This is a genomic window from Acidimicrobiia bacterium, from assembly GCA_040880805.1.
Classification (GTDB): Bacteria; Actinomycetota; Acidimicrobiia; order IMCC26256; family DASPTH01; genus DASPTH01.
Window position 1 is genome coordinate 13,870 of sequence record JBBDHW010000015.1, and the last position, 25,036, is coordinate 38,905.

A 25,036-nucleotide genomic window follows, 5' to 3' on the forward strand; every position below is an offset into this window, starting at 1 on the left:
CGCGTCAACGTGGCAGTACCCGAACCCACTCGGTCGCACCCGCCGCGACCTCCTCGAGCACGTCGGCGGCGGTCCGGCCGCTCGACTTCAACGGCCGGTAGCCGTGGTCGGCGGTGTCGATCCAGTGGAACGTGACCTTCCCCTCGACGCCGCGCGCCGCCTTCGTGAGCTCGGCCTTACCGGCAAGGGCGTCGCGCGTTCCGCTCGCGAACAGCACCGGCACGCGCAAGCGCGGGAAGTGTTCGGCGCGCTGCTGGTCGGGTTTGCCGGCCGCGTGCAACGGATACCCGAGCAGGAGCAGTCCGAGCGCGGGGACGGGATCCTCCTCCGCGCCCACGACGAGCGAGCAGTAGCGGCCGCCCATCGAGCGTCCACCGAGCACGAGCCGATCGGGCGGGAGCTTCGAACGGCGCGCAAGCTCCGTGCACGCTTCGCGCGTCGCCGCATCGAGCACTTTCGGCCGGTCGGGTGCGTTCTTCCCTGCGCTCCGGTACGGATAGTTGAAGCGCAACGACGGGATGCCCGCATCGGCCAGCGCGTCGGCCACAACGAGCAGCGCCGCTCCGTACATGTCGGAACCCGCTCCGTGCGCGAGCAGCACCGCGCGATCGGCCCCTCGCTTCGGCCCCTGCCACGCGTACTCGGTCACCTGCTTCTCGGCCATGCGCGAACGGAGGCTACTTTGCTGCCGTGGCTGATCGCTTGCTGTTCGTCACTCAGGTCGCGCCCTATCGCGACGGGCCCGCGGGCGTGCACGGGGTGCTCGACCAGGCCGCGGTCGGCGTTTCGCAGGTCGCCGAGCTGCACGGCCTGGCAACACGACGGGTCGACGATGTCCGTACGATCGAAGCGGCCGCGTTGCGCGACGCACGCGCGCTCGCACTCTTCACGATCGGCGAGACGCCGTGGAGCGCGGAGCAGAAGTCCGCGATCGTCGGCGGATTGCGCGCGGGCCGGCTCTCATTACTCTCGATCCACTCCGCGACCGACTCGTGCTACACGTGGGCCGAGTACAGCGCGCTCGTGGGTGCTCGCTTCGACGGGCATCCGTGGACGCAGACGTTCACTGCCGACGTGCTCGACCCCTCGCATCCCGCCTGCGCGCATCTCGGCGCCGAGTGGAAGTGGCACGACGAGGTCTACCAATTCCGCGACCTCCGCCCCGACGCGCAGGTGCTGCTGCGCGTGCGCGACGGCGAGCTCGACCTCACCGCGCCCGGCGCTCGTCCACCTTCGTTCGGTTACCCGCTCGCGTGGTGTTTCAGCGAAGGCGAGGGCCGCGTGTTCTCGACGAGCCTCGGGCACTTCCCGGGCGCGTGGGAGGCCCCCGCGTACCTGCGCCATCTCGTGGGCGGCCTCGGATGGGCGCTGGGCGCCAACGGGGAAGCAAACTGGCGCGTGAAGCCATGAGCGTCGCCGACCGGCTCGCCGAGCTCGGCCTCGTGCTGCCGGGCCCGTACCCGCCGCACGACCCACTCGACGCGGTGATCGTGCACGACGGCCGGGCACGCACATCGGGTCAGCTGCCGCGCAACCACGAGGGCGCGCTGGTCAACCCGGGCACGCTCGGGCTCGACCTCACGGTCGAGCAGGGCGCGGAAGCCGCCGGCTGGTGTGCGCTGAACGCGCTCTCGGTGCTGCGCGCGGAGCTCGGGAACCTCGATCGGATCGAACGCGTGCTCAGCGTGCTCGGCTTCGTCGCCTGTGTGCAGCGATTCGAGCAACAGCCGGCGGTGGTCGACGGCGCGAGCCGGTTGTTCGCGGAGGTGTTCGGCGCCTCCGGCCGGCACAGCCGCTCGGCGATCGGCGTTGCCGCGCTGCCGCGCGGCGGAGCGGTCGAGATCGAGGTCGAGGTCTCACTCCGAGAGGAGCGCTGATGGGCCCGCGCATCGTGATCGTCGGGGGCGGCAGCTATCACTGGGCGCCCCGCTTGCTGTGCGACTTCGCAAACACGCCGTCGCTGGCCGATGCTTCTGTCGTGTTGCACGATCTCGATGCCGAGCGTCTCGAGCTCATGGAGGATCTGGGCGGGGAGATCGCGCGCCGGCGCGGGATCTCGCTCGAGACGACCGCCGAGCTCGACCGCACGCGCGCGCTCGCGGGTGCCGACTTCGTGATCACGTGTCTCTCGGTCGGCGGCTTCGACAGCATGCAGCACGACATCGAGATCCCGCGCCGTTACGGAATCCGCCAACCGATTGGTGACAGCGTCGGGCCCGGCGGCGTGCTGCGCGCGTTGCGCAGCATTCCCGTGCTGCTCGAAATCGCGCGCGACGTGGAGTCGATCGCGCCCGACGCGTGGTTCGTCAACGTCACGAACCCGCTCACCGCGCTCTGCCGATCGGTCACGCGTGAGACCGCCGTGAAAACGGTCGGCCTCTGCAACGAGTGGGTCGGCGCGACGTTCAACCTGAGCCTCGCGCTCGACTGCGGGATGCCTGACCTCGACCCGATCCTCGCGGGCGTGAACCACTACCCGCTCGCAACCGAGCTCCGCGTGAACGGCGAAGACGGGTTCGCGAAGTTGCGCGCGTTGATGGACGACCCCGAGCGTGCTGCGACCGAGCCCATCTGGATGGACCCGCCTCCCGCGATGCACTGGACGAAGGTCTCGCCGGCCGAGCACTGGTCGAAGCTCGACGTGATCGAGAACAACCGGGTGCGGTTCGAGATCCTGCGCCGCTTCGGCGTGTTCCCCGGTTCGGGCGACCATCACTCGGTCGAGTTCATGCCCGGCTTCGTGCACCCCGGCAACGACTACGGGCGTAACTGGCGCGTGCATCACTACGGGATGGAGGGCCACCGCGCCGACGCGGCGGCCGACGTCGAGCACTACGAATCTGTGCGGGACGCAACCGACGTGACGCGCATGCCCTCGGGCGAGCTCGTCGCCACGCTGCTCGACGGCATCATCACGGGCACGGCCCGCAGCCTGCCCGTCAACCTGCCGAACGAGGGGAACGTGACGAACCTGCCCGACCGCAGCGTCGTCGAGATCATCGGCGTCGCCGACGGATCGGGCGTGCGGGGGCGCGACCACGCGACGGTCCCCGGGATCATGGGTGAGTTCCTGCGGCGGATCAACGTCGTGCAGGAATGGACGGTCGAAGCCGCGCTCACGGGCGACCGCACGCTCGTGCTCGAGGCAATGCTGGCCGACCCCATGGCCGGCCAGCTCGCCTACGACGACATCGTCGCCATGACCGACGAGATGCTCGACGCGACGGCCCGCTGGCTCCCCCAATTCAGCGAGTGAGCACCCGCGAGCCAAGAGGCGGGCCCGGCGCTCGCGGCGAACGAGTGGCAGCGGAGTGAGCTCGCCAGCGAGTGAGCGCCCGCGAGCCGGCTATCCCGGCTCGCAGCGAACGAGCGAGTCGTGTAGGCGCGTTCGACCGGGTCAGGGGGTGTCTGCGAGACTCCCGCCCTGTGCCGCCGCCCGTGCCGTCCGACGACGCCCCGCTTCGTATCGCCTGGTTGGTCTACCGGGGAAACCCGCACTGCGGCGGCCAGGGCGTCTACACGCGGTACCTCGCACGTGAGCTGACCGACCTGGGCCACGAGGTCACGGTGTTCTCGGGCCAGCCCTACCCGGAGCTCGTAGACCCCAGCCAGCTCGTGGAGGTGCCCGGGCTCGACCTGTACGCGCCGCCGCACCCGTTCTGGCCTCCGTGGCCCTGGGAGATCAAGTCGACGATCGACCTCCGCGAGTTCGGGATCATGTGCGGTGCCGGGTTCCCGGAGCCGTACGCGTTCAGCCTCCGCGCCCGCCGGCTCCTGCGGAACCGTCGCGCCGACTTCGACCTCGTGCACGACAACCAGTGCCTCGGCAGCGGGCTGCTCACGATGATGGACGAAGACGGCTGGCCGGTGTTGTGCACACTGCACCACCCGATCACCGTCGACCGCGACCTCGAGCTCGTGCACGCCACGAGCGCGTACCGGCGATTCGTGCTCGGCCGGTGGTACGGGTTCCTCAACATGCAGATGCGCGTCGCGCGCCAGATCCCGCGCCTCGTCACGGTGTCGGAGTCGAGCAAGCGCGACATCATCGCCCAGATGGACGTGTCGGCTGATCGGCTCCACATCGTGCCGGTCGGCGTCGATCCCAAGATCTTCCGGCCGCTCCCCCACATCGCGCGCGCGCCCGGACGGCTGATGACGACGACGAGCTCGGATGTCCCGATGAAGGGGCTCGCGCCACTCCTCGAAGCGCTCGCGAAGGTTCGCACCGAACGCAGCGACGTCGAACTCGTGATCATCGGCAAGCCCAAGTCGCGCAGCGCGATCCCACCGCTCATCGACAGACTCGGACTGCAGCGCGCGGTGAAGTTCGTATCCGGTGTCACTACGGAGCGGATCGTCGAGCTCTACGCCGAAGCCGAGGTAGCCGTCGTGCCGTCGCTGTACGAAGGCTTCTCGCTGCCGGCGGTCGAGGCAATGGCGTGTGGAGTGCCGCTCGTCGCCACCACCGGCGGCGCGCTCCCCGAGGTCATCGGCAAGAGCGGCGAGAGCGGACTGCTCGTCCCGCCGGGTGACCCCGACGCGCTCGCCGTCATGCTCCTGCGCGCGCTTGTCGACCCCGAGCTGCGCGCGCGTGTCGGCGAGGCGGGCCGCGCTCGCGCGCTCGACAAGTTCACGTGGCGCGCGACCGCGCTCGGTACCGTCGAGAATTACCGCGCGCTGCTCGCGGAGCAAGCTGGGGCCCGTTAGTGCTCACCGTCGACTTCGACCGACTCCAGGTACGCCCGGGCCAGCGCGTGCTCGACCTCGGGTGTGGCGGTGGCCGTCACACCTACGAGGCGATGCGACGCGGCGCGACGGTCGTCGCGCTCGACTACAGCGCGCAGGTGGTCGACGAGGTGTGGAAGTTCGTCGGGGCGATGGTCGCCGCCGGTGACCTTCCCTCGTCACCGCCTGGTGGCGCGCTGAACGCCGACGCGCTCGCCCTGCCGTTCCCCGATGCCACCTTCGACCGCGTCATCGCCTCCGAGGTGCTGGAGCACATCTGGGCCGACGAGCTCGCGATCTCGGAGCTGGTGCGGATCCTCCGTCCCGGCGGCCGCCTCGCGGTGACCGTGCCCACGCGCCTGCCCGAGCGCGTCTGCTGGGCGCTCGACCGGAACTACCACGACACACCGGGCGGCCACATCCGGATCTACCGCCGGCGCGACCTCGAGACGAAGCTCGAGCGAGCGGGCCTGGCAGTGCGCGGCGCGCACCACGCGCACGCGCTGCACTCCCCTTATTGGTGGCTGAAGTGTGCCGTCGGTGTCGATGACGCCGACGCCTGGCCCGTGCGCAAGTACCACGACTTCCTCGTGTGGCAGATCGAGCGGCAACCGTCGTGGTTGAACACCGTCGACCGCACGCTGAACCCAGTGATCGGTAAGAGCCTCGTCGTCTATACCGAGAAGAGCGGCGTCGGATGACCGCCCTTCCCGACGTTCCCGGAATCGTCAGCGCACGCGAGCTCGACGAAACCATCGCCGCGATCGCGTCGGAGCAGTTGGCAGACGGCAACCTGCCGTGGACCCCGGGCGGCCACACCGATCCCTGGAACATGGTCGAGGCGCTGATGGCGCTCGACCTCGGTGAGCGCGTCCAGGAGACGCGAGCCGCGTACGAGTGGCTGAGCGGGAAGCAGCGCGCCGACGGAAGCTGGCACGCGTACTACCTCGGGGACGAGATCGAAGACGCGACACTCGACACGAACGTCACCTGCTACGTCGCCACCGGCGCGTGGCATCACTACCTCACCACTGGCGACACGCCGTACCTCCATGCCCAGTGGCCGATGGTCGAGGCCGCGATCGACTACGCGCTCGACTTCCAGCGCGAGACCGGCGAGATCGCGTGGCGCGGTGACGATCCCGACGACGGTGCGCTCCTCACGGGCTCGTCGAGCATCCACTTGAGCCTGCGCTGCGCGATCGCGATCGCGGAGCGACTCGGGCACGAGCGTCCCGACTGGGAGCTCTCGCTCGGCGCGCTCGCCATCGCGATCGCGCACCGTCCCGACGTGTTCCTCGACAAGCACCGCTGGGCGATGGACTGGTACTACCCGATCCTCGGCGGTGTGCTGCGTGGCTACCCGGCGAACGCGCGCGTCGCGGCGGGATGGTCGACGTTCGCCGTCGAGAACCGCGGGCTCCGTTGCGTGTCGGATCGGCCGTGGATCACGGCCGCCGAGACCTGCGAGATGGTGATGGCGCTCGACGCGATCGGCGCCGACGAACAGGCACGGTCGCTGTTCCGGTCGGTGCAGTTCCTGCGCGCCGAGACCGGCGGCTACTGGACCGGATCCCACTTCGAGGGCGACGCGTACGAGGCGGGCGGCGAGCTGTACCCGGAGGAACAACCCACCTGGAACTCGGCCGCCGTCGTGCTGGCCGCGAACGCGCTTGCCGGATCCGGCCCGACGGCGGGCCTGTTCCGCGGTGAAGGGCTCCCCAAGGGGCTCACGGCCGACGAGCTCCTCGCCGCCGGCGTCGAGATCGAACGCGAACGCTCGGCCCACGACCGGACCGGTTGAGCCACCGATAGCGAACTTGCGTCGCTGGAGTCGGTATAACGACCTCGAACGACGCCGGTTCGATCAGCGAGTGCGTTGCAGCACGCGCAAACTGCCGGTGGTCGACGCGGGTTCGAAGTCGCCGGATGCAACCGCGTGCTTCCACACTTCGAACGGGGCTTGTCCGCCGGTGGCCGGATCTTCGAAGACGTCGTGGAAGACGAGCAGCCCACGGGGTACGACGAAGCGCGCCCATCCTTCGTAGTCGGCGAGCGCGACGTCGAACGCGTGGCCGCCGTCGACGAACACCAGCCCGAGCGGAGTTGCCCAGTGGGCGGCGACCGTGGGTGAGCTCCCGATCACCGCGATCACGACGTCCTCGAGCTTCGCGTCCTCCATCGTGCGACGGAACCACGGCAAGGTGTCCATGCGGCCGGTGCGGGGGTCGACGAGCCGATCGTCGTGATGCTCCCACCCGGCCTGGTTCTCCTCCGACCCGCGGTGGTGGTCGACGGTGTAGAGCACCGAACCCCGCTCACGGGCTGCCGCGCCGAGGTAGATCGCCGACTTCCCGCAGTACGTGCCGATCTCGAGCAACGGTCCGAGCGGCGCGGCGGCGCGCCCGGCCTCGTGGAGCGCCAAGCCCTCCTCGTCGGGCATGAAGCCGACCGCGTCTCTCGCTGCTGCCAGGAGTACGTCGTCCATATCTCCACTCTCGCACGGTGTACCGGGAAACGCCGCCGGGTACGCTCGCGCACCCTCGATCTGGCAGGTGGTCCCCTTGGACGCAGCGCCCCAGTCCCCCGACCGCAACCTCGCGATGGAACTGGCCCGTGTCACCGAGGCGGCGGCACTCGCCGCCGGACGTTGGATGGGACGCGGCGACAAGAACGCCGCCGACGGCGCCGCGGTCGACGCGATGCGCCTGGTCCTCAACTCCGTTTCGATGGACGGCGTCGTCGTGATCGGCGAGGGCGAGAAGGACGAAGCGCCGATGCTCTTCAACGGCGAGGAGATCGGCGCCGGCGGTCCCGCGTGCGACATCGCCGTCGATCCGATCGACGGCACCACGCTCACCTCACTCGGTCGCAACAACGCCATCTCGGTGATCGCGGTGTCAGAGCGCGGCACCATGTACGACCCCGGACCGTGCGTCTACATGGACAAGATCGCGGTAGGACCCGCCGCCGCCGACGTCGTCGATCTCGACGCGCCGGTGAAGGCGAACCTGGCAGCCGTCGCGAAGGCGCTCGGCGAGGACGTCGACGACATCACCGCAGTCGTGCTCGACCGCCCCCGTCACGCAGACATCATTCGTGAATGCCGCGAGGCTGGTGCCCGGATCCGGCTGATCCCCGACGGCGACGTGGCCGGCGCGATCTCCGTGGCCTGGCCCGAAAGCGGCTCCGACATCCTGCTCGGCGTCGGCGGTACCCCCGAAGGCGTGATCGCGGCGTGCGCGCTGAAGTGCCTCGGCGGCTCGATCTTCGGGCGGCTCTTCGCCCGCGACGACGTCGAGCGCGCCGCCGCGCTCGACGCGGGCTACGACCTCGACCACGTCCTCACCACCGACGAGTTGGTGTCGGGCGACGACGTGTTCTTCGCCGCCACCGGGATCACCGACGGCGATCTCCTTCGCGGCGTCCGCTACTGGGGCAGCGGCGCGCGCACGCAGTCGCTCGTGATGCGCTCGAAGTCGGGAACGATCCGCACGATCGAGTCGACCCACAAGTGGCAGAAGCTGATGCGATACTCCGCGTTCAAATTCGATTAGACAAATTCAACTGAGACCCCGCCTCAGAAAAGTCCAGGCCGCGGACGACGTGGTTCGGAAGTCGTACATCGAGTACCCGACGGCCTTCGTGCGGCGCGCCGCCTTCAGGAACGCGACGTAGTCCTCAGCCGTCGCGAGATCCGCGATCCCGCCGATCACGTGCACCGGCGCGTCGTTGTTCCGCAGGTGCGCGCGCATCAACGTCACGCTGTCCTCGGTGTACCGCAGCGGGTCGCGATAGCCCGATTCCACATCGCGGAACGTGAAGTACGCCATCGGCATCCACACGTCGACGGAAGGCCCCAAGCGCCGGTACGGGAACTTCGGCCAGAGAATCGGGTTGATCAGCTCGGTCTGCACCGCCGGGTACACGATGGCGCCGAGCGCGCGGTTCTTACCGAGGAGCGTGCGGGTCCGTTTCGCGAGATCGACGATGCGATCGTTCCGCAGGACGACGTCGGGCACGCCCTGCGTGTCCTCGAGATCCAGTGCTACGCCGTCGAAACCCCGCCCGTCGCTGCGGAATGCCGCGATCCTCTGCAGCATCGTGTAGTCGGCGTCGACGTCGACGACGGTAGGCAGGTACCACGCCACGACGTCGAGCCCTGCATCATGCGCGCGCGACAAGAACTCGCCCAACAACTCCGCGTCGAAGAGGACGGTCGGCGGCTCGCCCACGGGGTTGACGACCTGAAGATAGAGCGTGCGCGCGCCGAGCGCGGCCATGTCGTCGACCGATTCGGGTGTAACCGGCGGCGGCGCTCCTTCCGGTTGGGCGCGTTCCGCGTAGTCGAACACGTCGACCCAGGTGCCGAGCCCGCGGTATGGGCCGAGATCGGTGGCCGCTGCCGCGGGAACAGCCTCAACGCCGAGGACGCTCAGCGCGACGAGCAGAAGGACGACGCGCCGCATCGGCTCAGAGTAGATCCGGTTCTGGTCAGCTCCCGGTCGCGACTTTGATCCGGGTTTCGGCGCGAAGGAGTGCCGCTTGCGCCTCGGCGTCGTCGGGATCGCGCGAGAGCGCTTGCTCGGCGTCCGCCTTCGCCCGCTGGGCGCGGGGCACATCGATCTGGTCCTCGAGCTCGGCGAGGTCGGACAGCACGACGAGGTGATCGCCCGTCATCTGTACGAAGCCCCCGTGCACCGCGACTTCCTGCTCACCCGAACCGGGGAAGATGATGCGCACGGAATCGTCGGCAAGCGCGCCCAAGTACGGCACGTGTCCGTACAAGAACGCGATCGCGCCCGATACGGCGCGGCACACCACCATCTCCGCTTCGCCCTCGAAGAGGATGGCCTCGGGCGAAACGAGCTGAACCGGAAAGGCGGCGGGCACTCAGCTCTCCCGAAGTTCCTTGGCCTTGGCCAGCACGCTCTCGACGCCGCCCACGTTGAAGAACGCCTGCTCCGGCGCGTCGTCGAGCTCACCGTTCACCAGCGCCTCGAACGACTCCACCGTCTCCTCGATCGGTACGTAGATGCCGTCGAGTCCGGTGAACACCTTGCCGACGAAGAACGGCTGAGACAGGAACCGTTGGATCTTCCGGGCACGAGCCACGATCACCTTGTCTTCCTCGGAGAGCTCGTCGAGCCCGAGAATGGCGATGATGTCCTGGAGCTCCTGGTAGCGCTGGAGCACCTCCGTCACCCGGAGCGCGCAGTTGTAGTGACGCTCGCCGACCACTTCAGGAGCGAGGATGTTCGACGTGGACGCCAGTGGGTCGACGGCCGGATAGATGCCGAGCGCGGCGATCTCGCGTGCGAGGTTGGTCGTCGCGTCGAGGTGCGTGAACGTGGTGAACGGCGCGGGATCGGTGTAGTCGTCGGCCGGTACGTAGACCGCCTGCAACGACGTGATCGAGTGACCCTTGGTCGACGTGATCCGCTCCTGGAGCTCGCCCATCTCGTCGGCGAGCGTGGGCTGGTAGCCCACCGCGGAGGGCATGCGGCCGAGCAGCGTCGACACCTCGGAGCCCGCCTGCACAAAGCGGAAGATGTTGTCGATGAAGAGCAGCACATCCTGGTTCTTCACGTCGCGGAAGTACTCGGCGATGGTGAGCGCGGAGAGCGCGACCCGGAGACGCACGCCGGGGGGCTCGTCCATCTGGCCGTAGATGAGCGCGGCCTTCTCGATGACGCCGTTCTCCTTCATCTCGAGCCAGGTGTCGGTGCCTTCACGGGTGCGCTCGCCGACACCGGCGAACACCGAGACACCACCGTGTTGCGTGGCAACCCGGTGGATCATCTCCTGGATGATCACGGTCTTGCCCACGCCGGCCCCGCCGAACAAACCGATCTTGCCGCCCTGCACGTACGGCTCGAGCAGGTCGATCACCTTGATACCGGTCTCGAACATCAGCGCGTGCGGCTCGAGCTGGTCGAACGGAGGCGCATCGCGGTGGATCTCCCACCGCTCGTCGATGTCGGTGAGCTCGCTCTCGGCAACGTCGAGCGGCTCACCGATCACGTTGAACACGTGGCCGAGCACGCCGTTCCCCACCGGCATGGTGATGCCGTGGCCGAGGTTCCGGACCGCCGCGCCGCGGCGGAGCCCGTCGGTGGGCTTGAGGCAGATGGCACGCACGCGGCTGTCACCGATCTGCTGCGCGATCTCGGCAGTGATCGTGATCTTTTCGCCCTCGATCTCGGCGTCCATCTCGACGGCCATGTCGATCTCGGGAAGACCGTCGGGAGGGAACTCGACGTCGACCACCGGGCCGGCGATCGCGACGACGCGGCCGTCTTTCAGGTCCTTCGCACCGGGGGGATCGGCGGTCAAAGTCATGCGAAAACTCCTCTTTGATTTGTCATTCAGCGGTCCGCCTTGCGGGCGCCGAACAATTCGGAATCGCGGCCTTCGATGGTGTCGGCCAGGAGATCTTCGTGTCGCAACCCGCCCCGCAGGGCTTCGGCACCGCCCACGATCTCCATGATCTCGGTGGTGATCGCGTCCTGGCGCGCGCGGTTCATCCCGCGAGTGAGGTTGGTGATCAGATCCTGGGCGTTGTCGGTCGCCGATTTCATCGCCCGTTGCCGGGCCGCGTGCTCGGAAGCGGCGGCGTTGAGGAGGGCGGCGTACACACGAGCGTCGACGTAGCGCGGCAGCAGGAGATCGAGGATCCCTTCCGGCGATGGCTCGAACTCGTACGCCGCTTGCACCGTCGCGTCGACACCATGCGCGGTATCCGCCACGACCTCGTCACGCGCGAGCGGCATCAGCGTCTGCTGCTGGACAACCTGTGTTCCCACCGACACGAAATGGGTGGAGACGATCTCCACCAGGTCGATGTCGCCGGCGATGAACATCTGCGTCGCCGCCGCGCCCACGTGCCGCGCATCTTCGTACGACGGCCGCTCGGAGAACCCACTGAACGCGGCATCGATGCGGTACTCGCGGTAGCGGAAGTAACCCTCGGCCTTCCGTCCGACGAGGACGAGCGCGTAGTCGACCCCTCGTGCGCTCTGCTCCTGGATCGCGTGCTCGGCCGCGCGGATCACCGACGAGTTGTACGCACCGCACAAACCGCGATCAGCCGAGATGACGATGTACCCCACCTTGCGTACGTCGGGCCGGGGCGTGAGGAGCAGGCTGTCGCCGGGGCCTCCGCCAGCCGCGAGGTCATGCACCACCTGCGTGATGGATTCGCTGTAAGGCTGCGCGGCCGCAACGTGAGCCTGGGCGCGTGCGATCCGGCTCGCGGCAATCAGCTCCTGCGCGCGCGTGATCTTCTGCGTCGACTGGATGCTCTTGATCCGTCGGCGAAGAATGCGTTCGCGCCCACCTGCCATCTCTATGCGCTCGCTCTCTGCGGCGCCTGCACTATTCGCTCTCTCGCTGCGAGCCGGGATACCCGGCTCGCGGTCGCTCGTTCGCTGGCGAGCACTCGACTCGCTGCGCTCGCTCGTGCCGCGGGCGCCCGGGCGCTCCGTGTCACTCCGCAGTCCTTGCGGACTCAGCCTCGGGCTCGAGGGAGGCGACGAAGCTCTCGTGGAAGTCGCGCACCGCGTTCGCGAGTGCGTCGTCTTCGGGGATCCGTCCGGTGTCGCGGATCTCGGCGAGGAGGCCGGAGTAGCGCGTGGTGAACCACTCGTGCAGCTCGCGCTCGAACCGCTTCACTTCTTCGACCGGGATGTCGTCGAGCACTCCCGCCGTACCCGCATAGATCGAGATCACTTGCAGCTCGACGGGCATCGGCGAGTTCAACGGCTGCTTCAGGAGCTCGACGAGCCGGTAACCACGTTCGAGCTGCGCCTTCGACACCGCGTCGAGGTCGGATGCAAACGTCGCGAACGCTTCGAGGTCACGGAACTGCGCGAGGTCGACCTTGAGCGTCCCCGCCACGGAGCGCATGGCGCGGATCTGTGCGTTACCGCCGACTCGCGACACCGAGATACCAACGTCGACGGCCGGCCGCACACCGGAACGGAACAGGTTCTCGAGCAGGTAGATCTGACCGTCGGTGATCGAAATCACGTTGGTGGGGATGTAGGCGGACACGTCGCCGGCCTTGGTCTCGATGATCGGCAGCGCCGTGAGCGATCCACCGCCCAACCGCTCGTTGAGCTTCGCCGCCCGCTCCAACAGCCGGCTGTGCAGGTAGAACACGTCGCCGGGGTAGGCCTCGCGGCCCGGAGGCCGGCGGAGCAGCAACGACAACTGGCGGTACGCCTCGGCCTGCTTCGACAAGTCGTCGTACACCACGAGCGCGGCTTCGCCGTTGTCCATCCAGTGCTGGCCGATCGCGCACCCTGCGTAGGGCGCCAGGTATTTGAACACAGCCTCGTCGGCCGCAGGCGCGTTCACGACAACCGTGTACTCCATCGCGCCGTATTTTTCGAGGGTGGCGACGGTCTGCGCGACGGTCGACCCCTTCTGGCCGATCGCGACGTAGATGCACTTCACGCCCTCGCCCTTCTGGGCGAGGATCGTGTCGATCGCGACGGTCGTCTTGCCGGTCTTGCGGTCGCCGATGATGAGCTCGCGCTGCCCGCGACCGATCGGGGTCATGGCATCGATTGCCTTGATGCCGGTCTGGAGCGGTTCGTGGACGGGTTCACGGCCCACGATGCCGGGCGCCTGCACCTCGAGGCGGCGCGTTTGGTGCGTATTGATCGGACCTTTGCCGTCGATCGCCTGACCCAGCCCGTTGACGACTCGTCCGATGAGGCCGTCGCCGACCGGGATCGACAAGATGCGACCGGTTCCCTTGACCGCACCACCCTGTTCGATATGGCTGGCACCACCGAGCACCACCGCGCCGATCGATTCCTCGTCGAGGTTCAGCGCGAGACCGAGGAAGCCGCCTTCGAATTCGAGGACCTCGTTGACCGAGGTATCGGGCAGGCCGGCGACCCGCGCGATGCCGTCACCGACCTCGAGCACCCGGCCGACTTGCGCCTGCTCGAGTGACGGCGTGAACGACTCGACGTGCTTGCGCAGCGCGGCTGCGATCTCGTCGGGATTGATGGTGAGCTCGGGCATCTCTGGCTCTTCTTCTCTCTCGTGTTCCTCGTCGGGTCCCTCGGGCATCAGATCTGTTCTTTGAGCTGGTCCAGGCGACGGCGGACCGAACCGTCGATGACCACGTCACCCACTCGCGAGACGATGCCGCCGAGCACGGCCGGATCGATCACAACCTTCAGCTCCACGTCCTTGCCGGTTGCCCGGTTCAGGGCCTCGCGCAATCGTTCCGTCTGCTCCGGCGTGAGCGCCATCGCGCTCCGGACCTCCGCCACTGCGCGTCGATGCTCCGCCGCCGCGAGCTCGACGAAACGGTCGACGATCTCCGGCAACTCGCCGGCCCGACCGGAGGCGACGACGAACACCGCGAGCGCGACGCTCGTACGCAGCGCCTTGGCACCGAGGAGGTCCTGGACCACGGCCACGCGACGTTCGGTCGGAAGGCCAGCGTCGCTGAGCGCCATGCGGAGCTCGTCGGACGACTCGAAGGCCCGCGCGAACCGGAACAGCTCGTCTTCGACCTCCTCGAGCCGCTCTTCGGCGCGAGCGACTTCGAGCATGGCGTTCGCGTACGCCTCGACGCGGGAACTCGGCGGCACGGTCAGTTGCTCCCTACCTGGTTGATGTAGTTCTCGATGAGTCGGGTCTGGGTGTCGCGATCGAGGTTGTGCTCGACCACCTTCTCCGCCAACTCGATCGAGAGCTCGGCGACCCTGCCTTGCAGATCGCTCATCGCACGCTCGGTGGCGAGACGGATGTCTTCCGCCGCGCGCGCACGGTGCTCCGCGATCTCGCCGTCGATCGCCGCGATGCGCTCCTGGCGCACCTGCTCGGCCGCGAGGCGGGCCTCTTCGATGATCTTGCCCGCCTCGTTGCGCGCCTCGGCGAGCTGCCGGCGGTACTCATCGAGCGACGTTTCCGCCTCGACGCGGGCCCCCTCGGCCCGTTCGAGGTCGCCGCGGATGCGGTCCTCCCGATCCTTGAGCGCCTTCTTGATCGCGGGCCAAGCCTTCCACGCGAGGAGAGAGAACACGATGAGAAACGAGATGCCCCCCCAAAGGATCTCCTTGCCCTCGGGCAGGATCGGGTTCTTCGCCTTGACCTCGACCGTCTTCTCGGCGGCAAGGATCAATGCAGCAAGCACGGAGCCTCCCTAGCTCTTGGCGAGGAAGAAGAGCACGAACCCGAACAGGGCGAGCGCCTCGGTGAACGCGATACCGAGGAACATCGTCGTGCGGATGGTGCCTTGCATCTCGGGTTGGCGGGCCATCGCCGTGATGGCATTGCCGACGACGAGCCCGATGCCGATGCCCGGGCCAATCGCTGCGGCGCCGTAGACGATGCCGGCGCCGATCGACTGGAGGCCGGCCTTCAGCTCACCCGCCTCTTGGACGGCGAGCAGGAGCAGATGAAACATTTCTTGTTCTCCTAGTGCTCGGGATGTAGGGAATCGCCGATGTACAGCGCGGTCAGAAGCGTGAAGATGTAAGCCTGCAGGAAAGCCACGAGGATCTCGAAGGCGGTCACGCCGATGTTCAGCAGGAACGGGCCAATGGTGACGAGCTTCAGGATCCCCTCGTTGTTGATCGCGTAGGCGGTGAGCAGCGAGAGAGCCGTGAGCAGAATGTGGCCCGCCATCATGTTGGCGAGGAGTCGGACTGCCAGCGAGAACGGCCGCACGAGAAACACGGAGACGAACTCGATGATCGCCAGCAGCGGCTTGGCAACGAGCGGCACGCCGGGCGGAAAGAGGTGTCCCGTGAAGTACTTGAAGCCCTGATGCTTGAAGCCGACGAACAGGAAGATGACGTAGGTCTGCAGCGCCAGATAGAGCGGGATCGCGAACCGCGCCGTGGGCGGGAACTGAAGGAACGGGACGATCTCCCAGACGTTCAGGAACAAGATGAAGAGGAAGAGCGATCCGAGGAAGGGCGTGTAGCGCGTGTCTTCCTGACCGACGACGTCGCGCGTAATGCCGCCGTCGACGAACTCATAGGTCATCTCGAGCACGTTTTGGACACCAGCAGGATGCAACTTCATCCGACGGCTGCCGCCGATGAAGAGCGCCAGGATAACGATCGATGAAATGAACACGAGCAGCGACGTCTTGTTGATCGCGTAGAACGTGTCTTCGAAAGCAAGATCCTTCCAACGGAAGAGCTCGTCGATCGGTGGGAACGTGAAGGCACCGAGCAGAGTCACCAGGCTTCGGCTCCTACTTGGTCACGCGACCGGGCTTCAACCCGGGCGCACCCAGTGTGAGGCTCACGTGGCGCGTCTCCCACATGAGCAGAGCGATATGCACGACGGCGATCGTGAGCAGCAGCACGGGCACGTCGATCCATGAGACTTGCTCGAGCGCGAGGGCGATGCCGAACAACAGCCCAATGCGCACGATGTACCCGCCGAGCACCACGCCCATGACGGCGCCGGATGAATATCGGGCTGCCCAGGTGATCAGGCGCGCCGCGACCAGGAAGTTGACTGCCACGAGCACGAGCCCGATGACCGCGCTCACGACGCCGTTCACCCCTCGGAAGATTCCCGCACTCAGAATCGCGATCGGCGCGACGAGCAGGACGCGGCGCGCGAGATCACGAGCGACCTCGCCTTCGTATGCGGTGTCGTCTACTGCTTGCGTCGTGCCCACGGCTTTCCTTCGTCGTGACGCGCGATCCGCGCTTCGTACTCGTAGTAGGCCATCAGCAGTGCTCCGAGCAGGCCCAAGAACCCCAGCACGAGGAGGAACACGGGACCGGTTCCGAGACGACTGTCGATGAAGGCCCCAAGAAGCCCGAAGAGCACCGGGGCCACGACAAGGTTCAAAGCCTGGGTGAGGCCGTCGCCGTAGCCTCTCTTCTCTCGCACCTCTTTGGCCGGCTGGTCGGCTGCGTCCACCCCGGGGGCCCCTCCACTCGTCTCGGGCGCGGCACTGCGTCCGAGACGCTTGTGAATCTTTTCGCAAACTACCCGATGCGTCCCCGAAATGCAACTCGAGGCGGTTGGCGCCGGGTGTTTTCTAGCTGCCAGGGGGGCTCAGCCGCTAGCCCGCTTCCGGCGGTGCCGGTCGAGCTCGACCACCGAATCGGCCAATGGATCAGAGGGCTCCTGCTCGGCGATCGCGACCTCGTGCCTCCGGCTGCGCACTCCCGGATGGAAGTAGATATAGAGGAGCAGGCCGAGGGCGACGACGGCCGGCGCAACCAGTGTGTTCCCGCGGTCGGTGAACGTCGGGAGCAGCACCGCGGCGGACAACAGCGCGGTCCAGAGCCACAGGATCGCCACCGCGCGCCGAGGCCCGTGACCCATGCGCACCAGGCGATGGTGCAGATGCTCGCGATCGGCTTCCGCGAAGGGCTGGCGGCGCACGACCCGACGCAAGAACGCGAACGCGGCGTCGACGATCGGAACGCCGAGGATCACGAGCGGGATGAGCAGCGGCGCGAAGTAGAAGTAGGTCTGACCGCTGAAGGGGTCGGTCGTTCGTCCGCCGATGGTGATCGTCATCGTCGCGAGGAAGAGCCCGAGCAGCATCGCGCCCGCGTCGCCCATGATGATGCGCGCCGGGCTGAAGTTGTGGGGCAGGAAGCCTGCGCACACGCCGACGGTGACCGCCGCGACCAACGGTGCGATGTTGGAACCTTCCAGCAGTCCGGCTTTGAACAGACGGTCGGCGTAGAGGAAGATCGCCGCCGCCGCGATGAGCACGACGCCGGCGGCGAGACCGTCGATCCCGTCGATGAGGTTCACCGCGTTCGCGAGCACGACCACCGTGACCACCGTGACGAGCGGCGCGAGGTCGGCGGAGAGCACGACATACTCGTAGCTGGCGAACGGCACGCGGAAGTAGAGCATCGTGACGCCGAAGAGCGAGAGCACGCTCCCGCTCAGCACCTGTCCTGCGATCTTCGCCGGTGGCGACACGTCGCGGAAGTCGTCGATCACGAACACTACGAACATCACGGCGGCCGCCAGGAGCAGGCCCAGGGCCTCCGAGGTGTCGACGAACATCTCGTGGAACTGAGGGATCCGGGAGGCAACTGCGAACGCAGCCAGGAACCCAATGAACATGGCAGCGCCGCCGAGGTACGGGATCGGCTCCGCGTGCATGCTCCGCGGCCCGGGCATCGCCATCGCACCAATACGCGGCGCGAGCCATCGCATGAGGAAGGTGAGCAGAAACGTGGTGGTTGCGGCGACACCGCCAGCGATCAAGAAACCGGCCACCGTCAGATCCCCTGGGAGACGCGAAGGCCGGAGGTATACCGTGCAGCGCGGCGCCCAAGGGGAGCATCGTGCCGTACGCCGACATCACGACTGATGACAGGAATGCCGTCAAGCGATGGCTGCAACGGCGCCGCCTCGACGACGCGTTTCGCAAGGTGTTGCCGGCGCTTCCCCACTCGTGGCGCGGCACCGTCCTCGACTACGGCGGAGGCGACGGCGCGTTGTGCGGTCGCGTGGTGGAGAAACGACCGTCGGCGCAGATCGAGTGTTTCGAACCGTCCCCGACCATCAGGGGCGAGGCAGAGACACGGCTGGCAGGGACGAGCGTGACCGTCACGGGATCGCTGGACTCGGAGCGACGCTACGACCTCGTGTTCTGCTGCGAGCTGCTCGAGCACCTCCCGGGAGCGGAGGTGCACCGCTCGTTGGAAACGCTGGGCGCGTTGCTCGATCCACGCGGAACGCTCGTAATCGGCGTACCCAATGAGATCTTCGCAATGGCGGCCGCAAAAGGGCTCTTTCGGATGACGCGCCGGTACGGCGAGTACGACGCGAAGCCCTCGACTGTTCTCGCTGCCACGCTCGGCCAGCCGCGAGGGGACCGACCCGTGCGGGAGTTCGATGGTTTGCCCTTCATCTATCCGCATACCGGGTTCGATCACCGCGACCTCGTCGCCCTCGTGCGTAGCGCCGGCTTCACCGTGCGAGACATCTACGGCAGCCCGTTCGTCAGGTTGCCAGTCGTCTTCAACAGCGAGGTGTACGCGGTGTGCGGAATCGGGCCCGCACCCTGACAGGTTCACGTCGGAGACGAGACGTCCGAGATCGGAACCGGTCGACCCGCGGGTGACAGACAGGTCGGTCATTCGGACTCGAGCTCGGTGATCTCGTCGATGCGGCGCTGGTGACGGCCGCCTTCGAAATCCGTGGCGAGCCACACCCGCAGGATCTCGTCGGCCAGACCCTCGGCCACGATGCGTGCTCCGATCGAGAGCACGTTGGCGTCGTTGTGGCGTCGCGAGTACTCCGCCGTGTACAGGTCGTTGCACAGCGCCGCGCGTACGCCTCGCACCTTGTTCGCCGAGATCTGCTCGCCCTGCCCGCTGCCGCCGAGCACGATCCCGCGCTCGGCACGGCCCGCCGCCACTTCCTTGCCGACGCCGGCGCAGATCGGCGGGTAGTCGACCGGCTCCTCGGAATCGGTGCCGAGATCGATCACCTCGTGCCCACCATCCTGCAGCACTCCCTTGAGGTGCTCCTTCAGGAGGAAACCGGCGTGATCGGAGCCGATGGCAATGCGCATGGCGCTCCCGCGTCGACGACCGGGTCAGTCTACGAGCGGATCGATTTCGACAACACGATCGACACGACGAAGAGCAGCGCCGGCAACGACGCTCTCGGCCAGATCACCTCACTCACCCACATCACGGTCGGCCCCGGGCTCTACGTCTGCATCGCCGGTGGTGCGATCGCGGCGATCGGGGCGCTCTTCGCCGCAACCCGCCGATAAGGGCCTGCCGAGAACCCGCGCTGCGCCGGCGCGCGCCGTAGCCTCCGCGCGTGGAGTCGGTTGCGCTGCCTAAGGTCACGCCCTACCTCCTGCGCCGCGCCGACTCCATGTGTGCGCGCCGGCTCGCACGATCGGTAGAGGGCGGCGAACGTTCGAGCGATCCGGTGAACCGGTCGCGCATGCGTGACGCGTTCCTCGCTGCGGCGCGCCAAGCGCACGCGGAGCTCCGCGCGCCGAACGCCTCGCACTTCGAGGGCATCGGCGCCGACCTCGAGCCCGAGGAGCGCATCGTCCTCGAGCGGGCAGCCTTCTCGTACGTACAACTCTTCGGCGCGCGCCGGGCGGAATATTTCGACCATGGACTCGACGACCCGACGGTTTCGCGACGCCTCGGGCTACGGCTCGGCGGTTGGATCGATCTCGCGGTCGTCGGCGAGGACGGCACCAAAGAGCTTCGGCAGTTCGACCTCTGGAACGGCCGCGCGCCGAACGCGGACCCCCTCGAGCTCGACGCGGTAAAGGCCGCGGTGCTCCGACTCGCGCAGTGGGCAAGGGACGAGCCGCTGCGCGTCGTCTGGGCCGACCTCGTCTGGGGGACGGCGATCGAACGAGTGGTGGACGTGCCGGCCGAGCTCGACGATCTCCGAGGTTGGCTCGACGACCGTGTCGCGATTGTGCGCGAGCGGATTGCGGTTCCCGAAGCACGAAGCGGCCAGGACTGCGCAGGGTGCATCTTCGTCGCTGCCTGTCCCGAGCACCCCACCGGCGCGCACTTCTCGGCACGCCGTGGAGACCTGCTCCCCGGAATCATCGCGGTGACACCGACTTCGCTCGACGCGTGGCACCGGTGTAGGCGCGAGTGGCGGAATCGATACGCATTACAGATTCCCGCGAGCGACCTCGACCAAGGCACGTTCCACGGCCAGAAGGTGCACGACATCCTGCGGTTCGTGCACGAGCAGGGAGACTGCCGCGACGATGCCCACGTCGCCGACGTCCTCGCGGCGCATGGTCTCGACGACGATCCACGTTTCGGCGAGGAAGTCGTCCGGCACACCCGCCGCTGCCCCGATGGCGCGCAATCATTCGGTCACGAAGTGACCCACGCGCGCTTCCACCGAACGCCGCTGCCACTCTTCATGGCCACAGCACGGTTCGACGCGATCTGGCTGCACGACGGTGTCCTCGACGCGCGCGACTACAAGACCGGTCAAGTCTGGAGCGACCGCGTCCGTGAGGACCGTCAAGCGCGCGTGCAGGCCTGGGTACTCGCACCGCTCGCGGAGCGGCTGGGCGCGCGTCTGCGGATCGCGTTCGAGCATCTCGCGGTCGAGATCGCCGACGATCCAGAACCGTTCGAGCCCGATGCCGACGACCTCGCGCAGATCGAAGACGAGTTGCGCTCGACCGTGGCGGCGATGCGAGCCGAGGTCGCGTACCAGGGAATCGCGGAGCGGGAGATCTGCGGCCGATGCCGGTACCGATCGATCTGCCCGGACTCTGCGGCGCGGAGTGAGCCGGTCTGGCCGGTTGTCGAGCCGGACGACGCCGACGCCGACGCGTAGCGCGTGGGCGCTGCCGAGGCTTCTGCACATGACCCACGGCGTAATCGAGCGGTTCCTGCGCAGCCTGGTGGGGCACGACTGGTCCGCGCTCGAGGCGTGCCTCGCGGACGACTTCACGCGGGTCGGCCCGTACGGCGATGCCTACTCGTCGAAGGCCGACTACCTGGCATTCCTCTCGGATCTCATGCCGCGCCTTGCGGGCTACGAGATGCAGGTTGCTCGTGTCTCCTACGCCGACGGCGCTGAGCGCCATGACCGACGACGGGCGGATCAGCCGCGTCGAGGTGTTCACCAGACGCGCTCTCCGGCGTGAGTTCGCGCAGCCGACCCGCGACAGGCTGCGTCGAGCTGACGCACAGAACGTCGTCAGTCCGAAGCGCCCAGATCGACGCGGAGAGTGAGGACGCCATCGGTGAAGTCCCAGGTGGCGTCGCCCACGATCGCGAAATCCTGGAAGTCGAGCTGCGCCTGCTCGACGAACTTCTGCCGCTCGGGGCCGGCGACCGGCGGGAGCGGACGGGCGCGCACCGCCGCCGCGCGCTCGCGGAACCGGGCAAGCATCGCTTCGACATCGAGCTCGTCATCCATATGAGGACGCTACCCAACCAGGCGGGCGACGAGCACCCGATCGCGGTCGGTGTGGTCCTTGCGGATCGACACCTCGGTGTAACCCGCCGCGCTCGCGTGCGCGGCCATCGCCTCGGCCTGATGGGGCGCGAGCTCACACACCAGTACACCGCTTTCGCGCTCGAGCCACTCGCGAGCGTCGTCGACGATCTGTTCGATCGCTTCCACACCGGTCGGGCCGCTCACCAGCGCGAGGCGCGGCTCCCAGTCGGCGATCTCGCGCGGGAGGTCTTCCACCTCGGCCGCGGCGACGTACGGAGGGTTCGAGACGACCAGGCGCAGCTCGCCTTTGAGGTGGTGGGGCAGCGCGTCGAACCACGAGCCCTGTACCGAGCGCACGCGCGCGGCCAACGATCCCGCGCCGGCAAAGTTCGCGCGTGCGACCGCCAGAGCATCGTCGCTGATGTCGGTTGCCCACACTTCGGCATCGGGAAGCTCCGACACGAGCGCAAGCGCGAGCGCACCCGAGCCGGTTCCGAGGTCGGCAACGGAATATGTCGCGGTCGCGCCGGCCCACGCGTTGGGGCGCCCGCGGCGCAAACCGAGTCGCACCGCTTCCTCGATCGCGGTCTGCGCGACGACTTCCGTCTCCGGACGCGGCACGAGCACGCGGGAATCGACGAAGAGATCGAAGCCGAGGAATTGCCAGATCCCGAGCACGTACTGCAACGGCTCGCCCGCCGCGCGCCGTTCGAGCATGTCGCCGAGATGCCGGGCGCCGAGGGGGGACGCGGGCTCGTGCTCCGCCATCACCAACTCGACGCCCTCGTAGCCCGACGCCCGTTCCATCACCCACCGCGCCTCGACGTCTGGTTTCTCGACGCCGACGTCGCGGAGCCGGCGCTCGGCCTGCTCGCGGAGATCGCGCCATGTGGGGGCGCTCAGTCTGTGCCTCCCGTACCGGCGAATTGTGCCTGTCGTTCATCGGCCGCGAGCGCGTCGGTGATCGCGTCGAGCTGGCCGGCGAGCACCTGGTCGAGCGAATGGAGCGTGAGCCCGATGCGGTGGTCGGTCACACGATTCTCCTTGAAGTTGTAGGTGCGGATCTTGTCGGACCGGCCGCCGCTCTTCACCTGGTCGCGCCGCGCCGACGACAGCTCCTCTTCCTGGCGTTCGCGCTCGGCCTGGAGCAGCCGGCTCCGGAGGATGCGCATCGCCTTGTCCTTGTTCTGGAGCTGACTCTTCTCGTCCTGGCACGTGACGACGAGGCCGGTGGGCTTGTGCGTGATCCTCACTGCGGAATCGGTCGTGTTCACCGATTGACCGCCCGGCCCGCTCGACCGGTACACCTCGGTCTTGAGGTCGTTGGGGCCGATATCGACGTCGATCTCCTCAGCCTCGGGGAGCACGGCCACCGTGGCCGCGCTCGTGTGCACGCGGCCCTGGCTCTCGGTGACGGGGACGCGCTGTACCCGGTGGGGTCCGGCCTCGTGCTTGAGGTGCGACCACGCGTCTTCACCCTTCACGACGAAGGTGATCTCCCGGAAGCCGCCCATGTCGGAGGGCTGGCGGTTGAGCACCTCGACCTTCCATCCGTGCGTGTCGGCGTACCGCTCGTACATGTGGAACAGGTCGGCGGCCCAGAGGTTGCCCTCCTCGCCACCCTCGCCGCCACGGATCTCCACGATCACGTTCTTCCCGTCGTTGGGATCACGCGACACGAGCAGCTCTCGGATGCGCGCATCGAGCTCGGTGAGCTGCGCGTCCTTCGCGTCGATCTCAGCGGAGAGGTACTCACGCATCTCGGGGTCCTCCTCGCCCGCGAGCAATTCGCGCGCGTCGGCGAGGTCGGCTTCGGCGTCGCGGTACGCGCGGTACGCCTCGACGATCGGTCGGAGCTCGGCGTTCCGACGACCGGCGTCGCGCGCGGCCCGCTGGTCGCCGGAGGAGTAGATCTCCGACAACTGCGATTCGAGCTTCTCCAGCTCGGCCTCGAGCTCCGCGAGCCGATCGAACATGGAGCTCAGGGTAGGGGGAGTGGGCGTCGTCAGCCGACCGGGAACGCGTCCTGTGCGGCTCGATCGCTCGGGGAACGGGGCATCGCAGGAAACTCGTAGTCGGCATCCGCGAGCGGCGGGTGATCCGACGCCGGCTTGCGCGCCATCGCGGCCTCGATGACCGGCTCCAAACGGCGCGCCTTCTCCTTCTGGAGGCGCTCGTCACGATCTTTGAACTCGGGGAGCACGTCTCGCCCGAACAGCTCGAGGCTCTCCATGATGTCCTCGTGGAGGTTCTTGCCCGACTGGCTGCAGAAGATCACCTGGTCGACGCCCGCCTCCTCGTAGCGCTTCAGGTAATCGTGGATCTGATCGGGGGTGCCGACGGCGCCGCGGAGCCCGAAGAAGCCCTCCTGCTGCACGATCTGCGCGCCGAGACGGTCGCCCGCGCTGGACGCGGCCTCCACCGCTTCCGGTGAGTACCCGCGCTGTGCGCGCGTGTGCTGGTACTCCGCCCACACGTCGGTATCGCCGGGACGATGATGGCCGAACACGTAGTAGTGCGCGAGCGAATACCCGAAGAAGTTCGCACCTTCGAGGCCGCGGCGCATCGCTTCGTCCTCGTCCTCGTGGCACATGAACGTGCTGACACATGCCACGTTGGGGTTCACCATGTCGCCGATGGGGATGCACTCCGACGCCAGCGTGTCGTAGTAGTCGGTGATCCAGTGCTGGGCCTCTTCGGGGTTGATGAACGCGAACGCGAGCGCACCGATGCCCTTCTGCGCGGCGAGGTGGATCGTTTCGCGACGGCTGGCTGCTACCCACACGGGCGGATGCGGCTTCTGCACGGGCTTGGGTACGACATTGCGCGGCGGCATCGTCACGTAGTCACCGACGTGACCGGTGAACGGCGTCTCGGTGAGACAGCGGATCGCGACGCGCAGACCCTCCTCCCACATCGCGCGCTTCTCGAGCGGGTCGATCTGGAAGCCACCGAGCTCCGCCTCCGACGACGACTCGCCAGAGCCGAAGTCGGCGCGACCGCCCGATACGAGGTCGAGCATCGCGATGCGCTCGGCGACACGAGCGGGGTGGTTGAACGGCGGTGGTGTCTGCACGATGCCGTGACCGAGGCGGATGTTCTCGGTGCGCTGCGACACCGCGGCGAGGAACACCTCGGGCGCGCTCGAGTGGCTGTACTCCTCGAGGAAGTGGTGCTCCACCTCCCACAGGTAATCGATTCCGAGCGCATCCGCGAGCTCGCACTGCTCGAGCGCGTTCTGGATCAGCGTGACCTCGGAGTCGTCACTCCACGGCCGCGGCAGCTGGTGCTCGTAGAAGATCCCGATTTTCATCCTTGCTCCCCGCTCTCGGCGCCTGCGGCGCCGGGCCGCTCGGGCCCCCGGGGGGGGGGGGGGGGG

Annotated in this window: 30 protein-coding genes; 11 read left to right on the forward strand and 19 right to left on the reverse strand. The window is 67.8% G+C overall.

Annotation, left to right across the window (positions count from 1 at the left end; genetic code table 11):
• Positions 1–4 precede the first annotated feature (4 nt).
• On the reverse strand, positions 5–664 hold the full coding sequence (locus WD271_02815; protein ID MEX1006756.1) for an alpha/beta family hydrolase: 660 nt from the start codon (positions 662–664) through the stop codon (positions 5–7).
• 26 nt (positions 665–690) lie between these two features.
• Between WD271_02815 and WD271_02820 the strand changes: the two genes are divergently transcribed.
• The 6 genes from WD271_02820 to WD271_02845 all read left to right on the forward strand — a co-directional run bounded on the left by WD271_02820 (position 691) and on the right by WD271_02845 (position 6,532).
• Positions 691–1,410 (forward strand): ThuA domain-containing protein, encoded by a 720-nt coding sequence (locus tag WD271_02820; GenBank protein MEX1006757.1) that lies wholly within the window; start codon positions 691–693, stop codon positions 1,408–1,410.
• Positions 1,407–1,877 (forward strand): RidA family protein, encoded by a 471-nt coding sequence (locus WD271_02825; protein ID MEX1006758.1) that lies wholly within the window; start codon positions 1,407–1,409, stop codon positions 1,875–1,877. Before WD271_02820 ends, WD271_02825 begins: the two co-directional genes overlap by 4 nt.
• Positions 1,877–3,256 (forward strand): hypothetical protein, encoded by a 1,380-nt coding sequence (locus tag WD271_02830; protein MEX1006759.1) that lies wholly within the window; start codon positions 1,877–1,879, stop codon positions 3,254–3,256. Before WD271_02825 ends, WD271_02830 begins: the two co-directional genes overlap by 1 nt.
• Before the next feature lie 170 nt (positions 3,257–3,426).
• Positions 3,427–4,710 (forward strand): glycosyltransferase family 4 protein, encoded by a 1,284-nt coding sequence (locus WD271_02835; protein MEX1006760.1) that lies wholly within the window; start codon positions 3,427–3,429, stop codon positions 4,708–4,710.
• Positions 4,710–5,429 carry a class I SAM-dependent methyltransferase gene (locus WD271_02840; protein MEX1006761.1) on the forward strand — a complete coding sequence of 240 codons (720 nt, stop codon included), beginning with the start codon at positions 4,710–4,712 and terminating at the stop codon, positions 5,427–5,429. The genes WD271_02835 and WD271_02840 overlap by 1 nt, the downstream gene beginning before the upstream one ends.
• Complete coding sequence (locus WD271_02845) at positions 5,426–6,532, forward strand: prenyltransferase (protein ID MEX1006762.1); 1,107 nt, start codon at positions 5,426–5,428, stop codon at positions 6,530–6,532. The genes WD271_02840 and WD271_02845 overlap by 4 nt, the downstream gene beginning before the upstream one ends.
• Before the next feature lie 63 nt (positions 6,533–6,595).
• Here WD271_02845 and WD271_02850 read toward each other — a convergent pair whose 3' ends face one another.
• Complete coding sequence (locus tag WD271_02850) at positions 6,596–7,216, reverse strand: class I SAM-dependent methyltransferase (protein ID MEX1006763.1); 621 nt, start codon at positions 7,214–7,216, stop codon at positions 6,596–6,598.
• A gap of 115 nt (positions 7,217–7,331) precedes the next feature.
• On the opposite strand from WD271_02850, the gene glpX reads away from it, so the two are divergent.
• Positions 7,332–8,285, forward strand: a complete 954-nt coding sequence (gene glpX, locus WD271_02855) for a class II fructose-bisphosphatase (GenBank protein ID MEX1006764.1) — start codon at positions 7,332–7,334, stop codon at positions 8,283–8,285.
• Between the two features lie 6 nt (positions 8,286–8,291).
• Here the strand turns inward: glpX and WD271_02860 are convergent, their stop codons facing one another.
• The 12 genes from WD271_02860 to WD271_02915 all read right to left on the reverse strand — a co-directional run bounded on the left by WD271_02860 (position 8,292) and on the right by WD271_02915 (position 17,973).
• Entirely contained in the window at positions 8,292–9,197 is a 906-nt protein-coding gene (locus WD271_02860) for a hypothetical protein (GenBank protein ID MEX1006765.1), read from the reverse strand.
• Between the two features lie 25 nt (positions 9,198–9,222).
• Positions 9,223–9,621: an ATP synthase F1 subunit epsilon gene (atpC, locus tag WD271_02865; protein ID MEX1006766.1), complete on the reverse strand. Its 399-nt coding sequence runs from the start codon at positions 9,619–9,621 to the stop codon at positions 9,223–9,225.
• Positions 9,622–11,070 carry a F0F1 ATP synthase subunit beta gene (atpD, locus tag WD271_02870; protein ID MEX1006767.1) on the reverse strand — a complete coding sequence of 483 codons (1,449 nt, stop codon included), beginning with the start codon at positions 11,068–11,070 and terminating at the stop codon, positions 9,622–9,624.
• Between the two features lie 26 nt (positions 11,071–11,096).
• Positions 11,097–12,074: a F0F1 ATP synthase subunit gamma gene (locus tag WD271_02875; protein MEX1006768.1), complete on the reverse strand. Its 978-nt coding sequence runs from the start codon at positions 12,072–12,074 to the stop codon at positions 11,097–11,099.
• A 142-nt stretch (positions 12,075–12,216) separates the two neighbouring features.
• Entirely contained in the window at positions 12,217–13,767 is a 1,551-nt protein-coding gene (gene atpA, locus WD271_02880; protein MEX1006769.1) for a F0F1 ATP synthase subunit alpha, read from the reverse strand.
• Positions 13,768–13,814: 47 nt separating this feature from the next.
• Complete coding sequence (gene atpH, locus WD271_02885; protein ID MEX1006770.1) at positions 13,815–14,345, reverse strand: ATP synthase F1 subunit delta; 531 nt, start codon at positions 14,343–14,345, stop codon at positions 13,815–13,817.
• Positions 14,346–14,347: 2 nt separating this feature from the next.
• Positions 14,348–14,890 carry a F0F1 ATP synthase subunit B gene (gene atpF, locus WD271_02890; GenBank protein ID MEX1006771.1) on the reverse strand — a complete coding sequence of 181 codons (543 nt, stop codon included), beginning with the start codon at positions 14,888–14,890 and terminating at the stop codon, positions 14,348–14,350.
• Between the two features lie 9 nt (positions 14,891–14,899).
• Positions 14,900–15,163 (reverse strand): ATP synthase F0 subunit C, encoded by a 264-nt coding sequence (atpE, locus tag WD271_02895; protein MEX1006772.1) that lies wholly within the window; start codon positions 15,161–15,163, stop codon positions 14,900–14,902.
• Between the two features lie 11 nt (positions 15,164–15,174).
• Positions 15,175–15,948 (reverse strand): F0F1 ATP synthase subunit A, encoded by a 774-nt coding sequence (gene atpB / locus WD271_02900; GenBank protein ID MEX1006773.1) that lies wholly within the window; start codon positions 15,946–15,948, stop codon positions 15,175–15,177.
• Positions 15,949–15,961: 13 nt separating this feature from the next.
• Entirely contained in the window at positions 15,962–16,396 is a 435-nt protein-coding gene (locus WD271_02905) for an ATP synthase subunit I (GenBank protein MEX1006774.1), read from the reverse strand.
• Entirely contained in the window at positions 16,375–16,644 is a 270-nt protein-coding gene (locus WD271_02910; GenBank protein ID MEX1006775.1) for an AtpZ/AtpI family protein, read from the reverse strand. The genes WD271_02905 and WD271_02910 overlap by 22 nt, the downstream gene beginning before the upstream one ends.
• 138 nt (positions 16,645–16,782) lie before the next feature.
• On the reverse strand, positions 16,783–17,973 hold the full coding sequence (locus WD271_02915; protein ID MEX1006776.1) for an MraY family glycosyltransferase: 1,191 nt from the start codon (positions 17,971–17,973) through the stop codon (positions 16,783–16,785).
• A gap of 68 nt (positions 17,974–18,041) precedes the next feature.
• Here WD271_02915 and WD271_02920 point away from each other — a divergent pair, with 68 nt between their 5' ends.
• A complete protein-coding gene (locus tag WD271_02920) occupies positions 18,042–18,767 on the forward strand; it encodes a methyltransferase domain-containing protein (protein ID MEX1006777.1) in 726 nt (241 codons plus the stop codon).
• Between the two features lie 68 nt (positions 18,768–18,835).
• Here WD271_02920 and rpiB read toward each other — a convergent pair whose 3' ends face one another.
• Complete coding sequence (gene rpiB, locus WD271_02925) at positions 18,836–19,276, reverse strand: ribose 5-phosphate isomerase B (protein ID MEX1006778.1); 441 nt, start codon at positions 19,274–19,276, stop codon at positions 18,836–18,838.
• Between rpiB and WD271_02930 the strand changes: the two genes are divergently transcribed.
• Genes WD271_02930 through WD271_02940 form a run of 3 tightly spaced genes read left to right on the forward strand, consistent with a single transcriptional unit; the run spans position 19,196 to position 21,361 of the window.
• Positions 19,196–19,483 (forward strand): hypothetical protein, encoded by a 288-nt coding sequence (locus WD271_02930; GenBank protein ID MEX1006779.1) that lies wholly within the window; start codon positions 19,196–19,198, stop codon positions 19,481–19,483. The two genes, rpiB and WD271_02930, sit on opposite strands and share 81 nt — an antisense overlap.
• Positions 19,484–19,533: 50 nt before the next feature.
• A complete protein-coding gene (locus WD271_02935; protein MEX1006780.1) occupies positions 19,534–21,048 on the forward strand; it encodes a PD-(D/E)XK nuclease family protein in 1,515 nt (504 codons plus the stop codon).
• A 28-nt stretch (positions 21,049–21,076) separates the two neighbouring features.
• A complete protein-coding gene (locus WD271_02940) occupies positions 21,077–21,361 on the forward strand; it encodes a nuclear transport factor 2 family protein (protein MEX1006781.1) in 285 nt (94 codons plus the stop codon).
• Positions 21,362–21,414: 53 nt separating this feature from the next.
• Here the strand turns inward: WD271_02940 and WD271_02945 are convergent, their stop codons facing one another.
• From WD271_02945 to WD271_02960, 4 genes are read right to left on the reverse strand one after another with little or no spacing between them, the layout of a single operon-like run.
• Positions 21,415–21,636 carry a hypothetical protein gene (locus WD271_02945; GenBank protein MEX1006782.1) on the reverse strand — a complete coding sequence of 74 codons (222 nt, stop codon included), beginning with the start codon at positions 21,634–21,636 and terminating at the stop codon, positions 21,415–21,417.
• A gap of 9 nt (positions 21,637–21,645) precedes the next feature.
• The gene (gene prmC / locus WD271_02950) at positions 21,646–22,584 is read right to left on the reverse strand and encodes a peptide chain release factor N(5)-glutamine methyltransferase (GenBank protein ID MEX1006783.1); all 939 of its coding nucleotides are present in this window, start codon (positions 22,582–22,584) and stop codon (positions 21,646–21,648) included.
• Positions 22,557–23,633: a peptide chain release factor 1 gene (gene prfA / locus WD271_02955; GenBank protein ID MEX1006784.1), complete on the reverse strand. Its 1,077-nt coding sequence runs from the start codon at positions 23,631–23,633 to the stop codon at positions 22,557–22,559. The genes prmC and prfA overlap by 28 nt, the downstream gene beginning before the upstream one ends.
• A gap of 29 nt (positions 23,634–23,662) precedes the next feature.
• A complete protein-coding gene (locus WD271_02960) occupies positions 23,663–24,970 on the reverse strand; it encodes an LLM class flavin-dependent oxidoreductase (GenBank protein ID MEX1006785.1) in 1,308 nt (435 codons plus the stop codon).
• Positions 24,971–25,036 lie beyond the last annotated feature (66 nt).

Excerpts from the sequence above, each read along its gene's own strand:
- WD271_02815 (MEX1006756.1), bottom strand. The coding sequence starts at position 664 with ATGGCCGAGAAGCAGGTGACCGAGTACGCGTGGCAGGGGCCGAAGCGA.
- WD271_02825 (MEX1006758.1), top strand. The coding sequence starts at position 1,407 with ATGAGCGTCGCCGACCGGCTCGCCGAGCTCGGCCTCGTGCTGCCGGGC.
- WD271_02830 (MEX1006759.1), top strand. The coding sequence starts at position 1,877 with ATGGGCCCGCGCATCGTGATCGTCGGGGGCGGCAGCTATCACTGGGCG.
- WD271_02845 (MEX1006762.1), top strand. The coding sequence starts at position 5,426 with ATGACCGCCCTTCCCGACGTTCCCGGAATCGTCAGCGCACGCGAGCTC.
- WD271_02850 (MEX1006763.1), bottom strand. The coding sequence starts at position 7,216 with ATGGACGACGTACTCCTGGCAGCAGCGAGAGACGCGGTCGGCTTCATG.
- glpX (MEX1006764.1), top strand. The coding sequence starts at position 7,332 with ATGGAACTGGCCCGTGTCACCGAGGCGGCGGCACTCGCCGCCGGACGT.
- WD271_02860 (MEX1006765.1), bottom strand. The coding sequence starts at position 9,197 with ATGCGGCGCGTCGTCCTTCTGCTCGTCGCGCTGAGCGTCCTCGGCGTT.
- atpD (MEX1006767.1), bottom strand. The coding sequence starts at position 11,070 with ATGACTTTGACCGCCGATCCCCCCGGTGCGAAGGACCTGAAAGACGGC.
- WD271_02875 (MEX1006768.1), bottom strand. The coding sequence starts at position 12,074 with ATGGCAGGTGGGCGCGAACGCATTCTTCGCCGACGGATCAAGAGCATC.
- atpA (MEX1006769.1), bottom strand. The coding sequence starts at position 13,767 with ATGCCCGAGCTCACCATCAATCCCGACGAGATCGCAGCCGCGCTGCGC.
- atpE (MEX1006772.1), bottom strand. The coding sequence starts at position 15,163 with ATGTTTCATCTGCTCCTGCTCGCCGTCCAAGAGGCGGGTGAGCTGAAG.
- rpiB (MEX1006778.1), bottom strand. The coding sequence starts at position 19,276 with ATGCGCATTGCCATCGGCTCCGATCACGCCGGTTTCCTCCTGAAGGAG.
- WD271_02940 (MEX1006781.1), top strand. The coding sequence starts at position 21,077 with ATGACCCACGGCGTAATCGAGCGGTTCCTGCGCAGCCTGGTGGGGCAC.
- WD271_02945 (MEX1006782.1), bottom strand. The coding sequence starts at position 21,636 with ATGGATGACGAGCTCGATGTCGAAGCGATGCTTGCCCGGTTCCGCGAG.
- prfA (MEX1006784.1), bottom strand. The coding sequence starts at position 23,633 with ATGTTCGATCGGCTCGCGGAGCTCGAGGCCGAGCTGGAGAAGCTCGAA.
- WD271_02960 (MEX1006785.1), bottom strand. The coding sequence starts at position 24,970 with ATGAAAATCGGGATCTTCTACGAGCACCAGCTGCCGCGGCCGTGGAGT.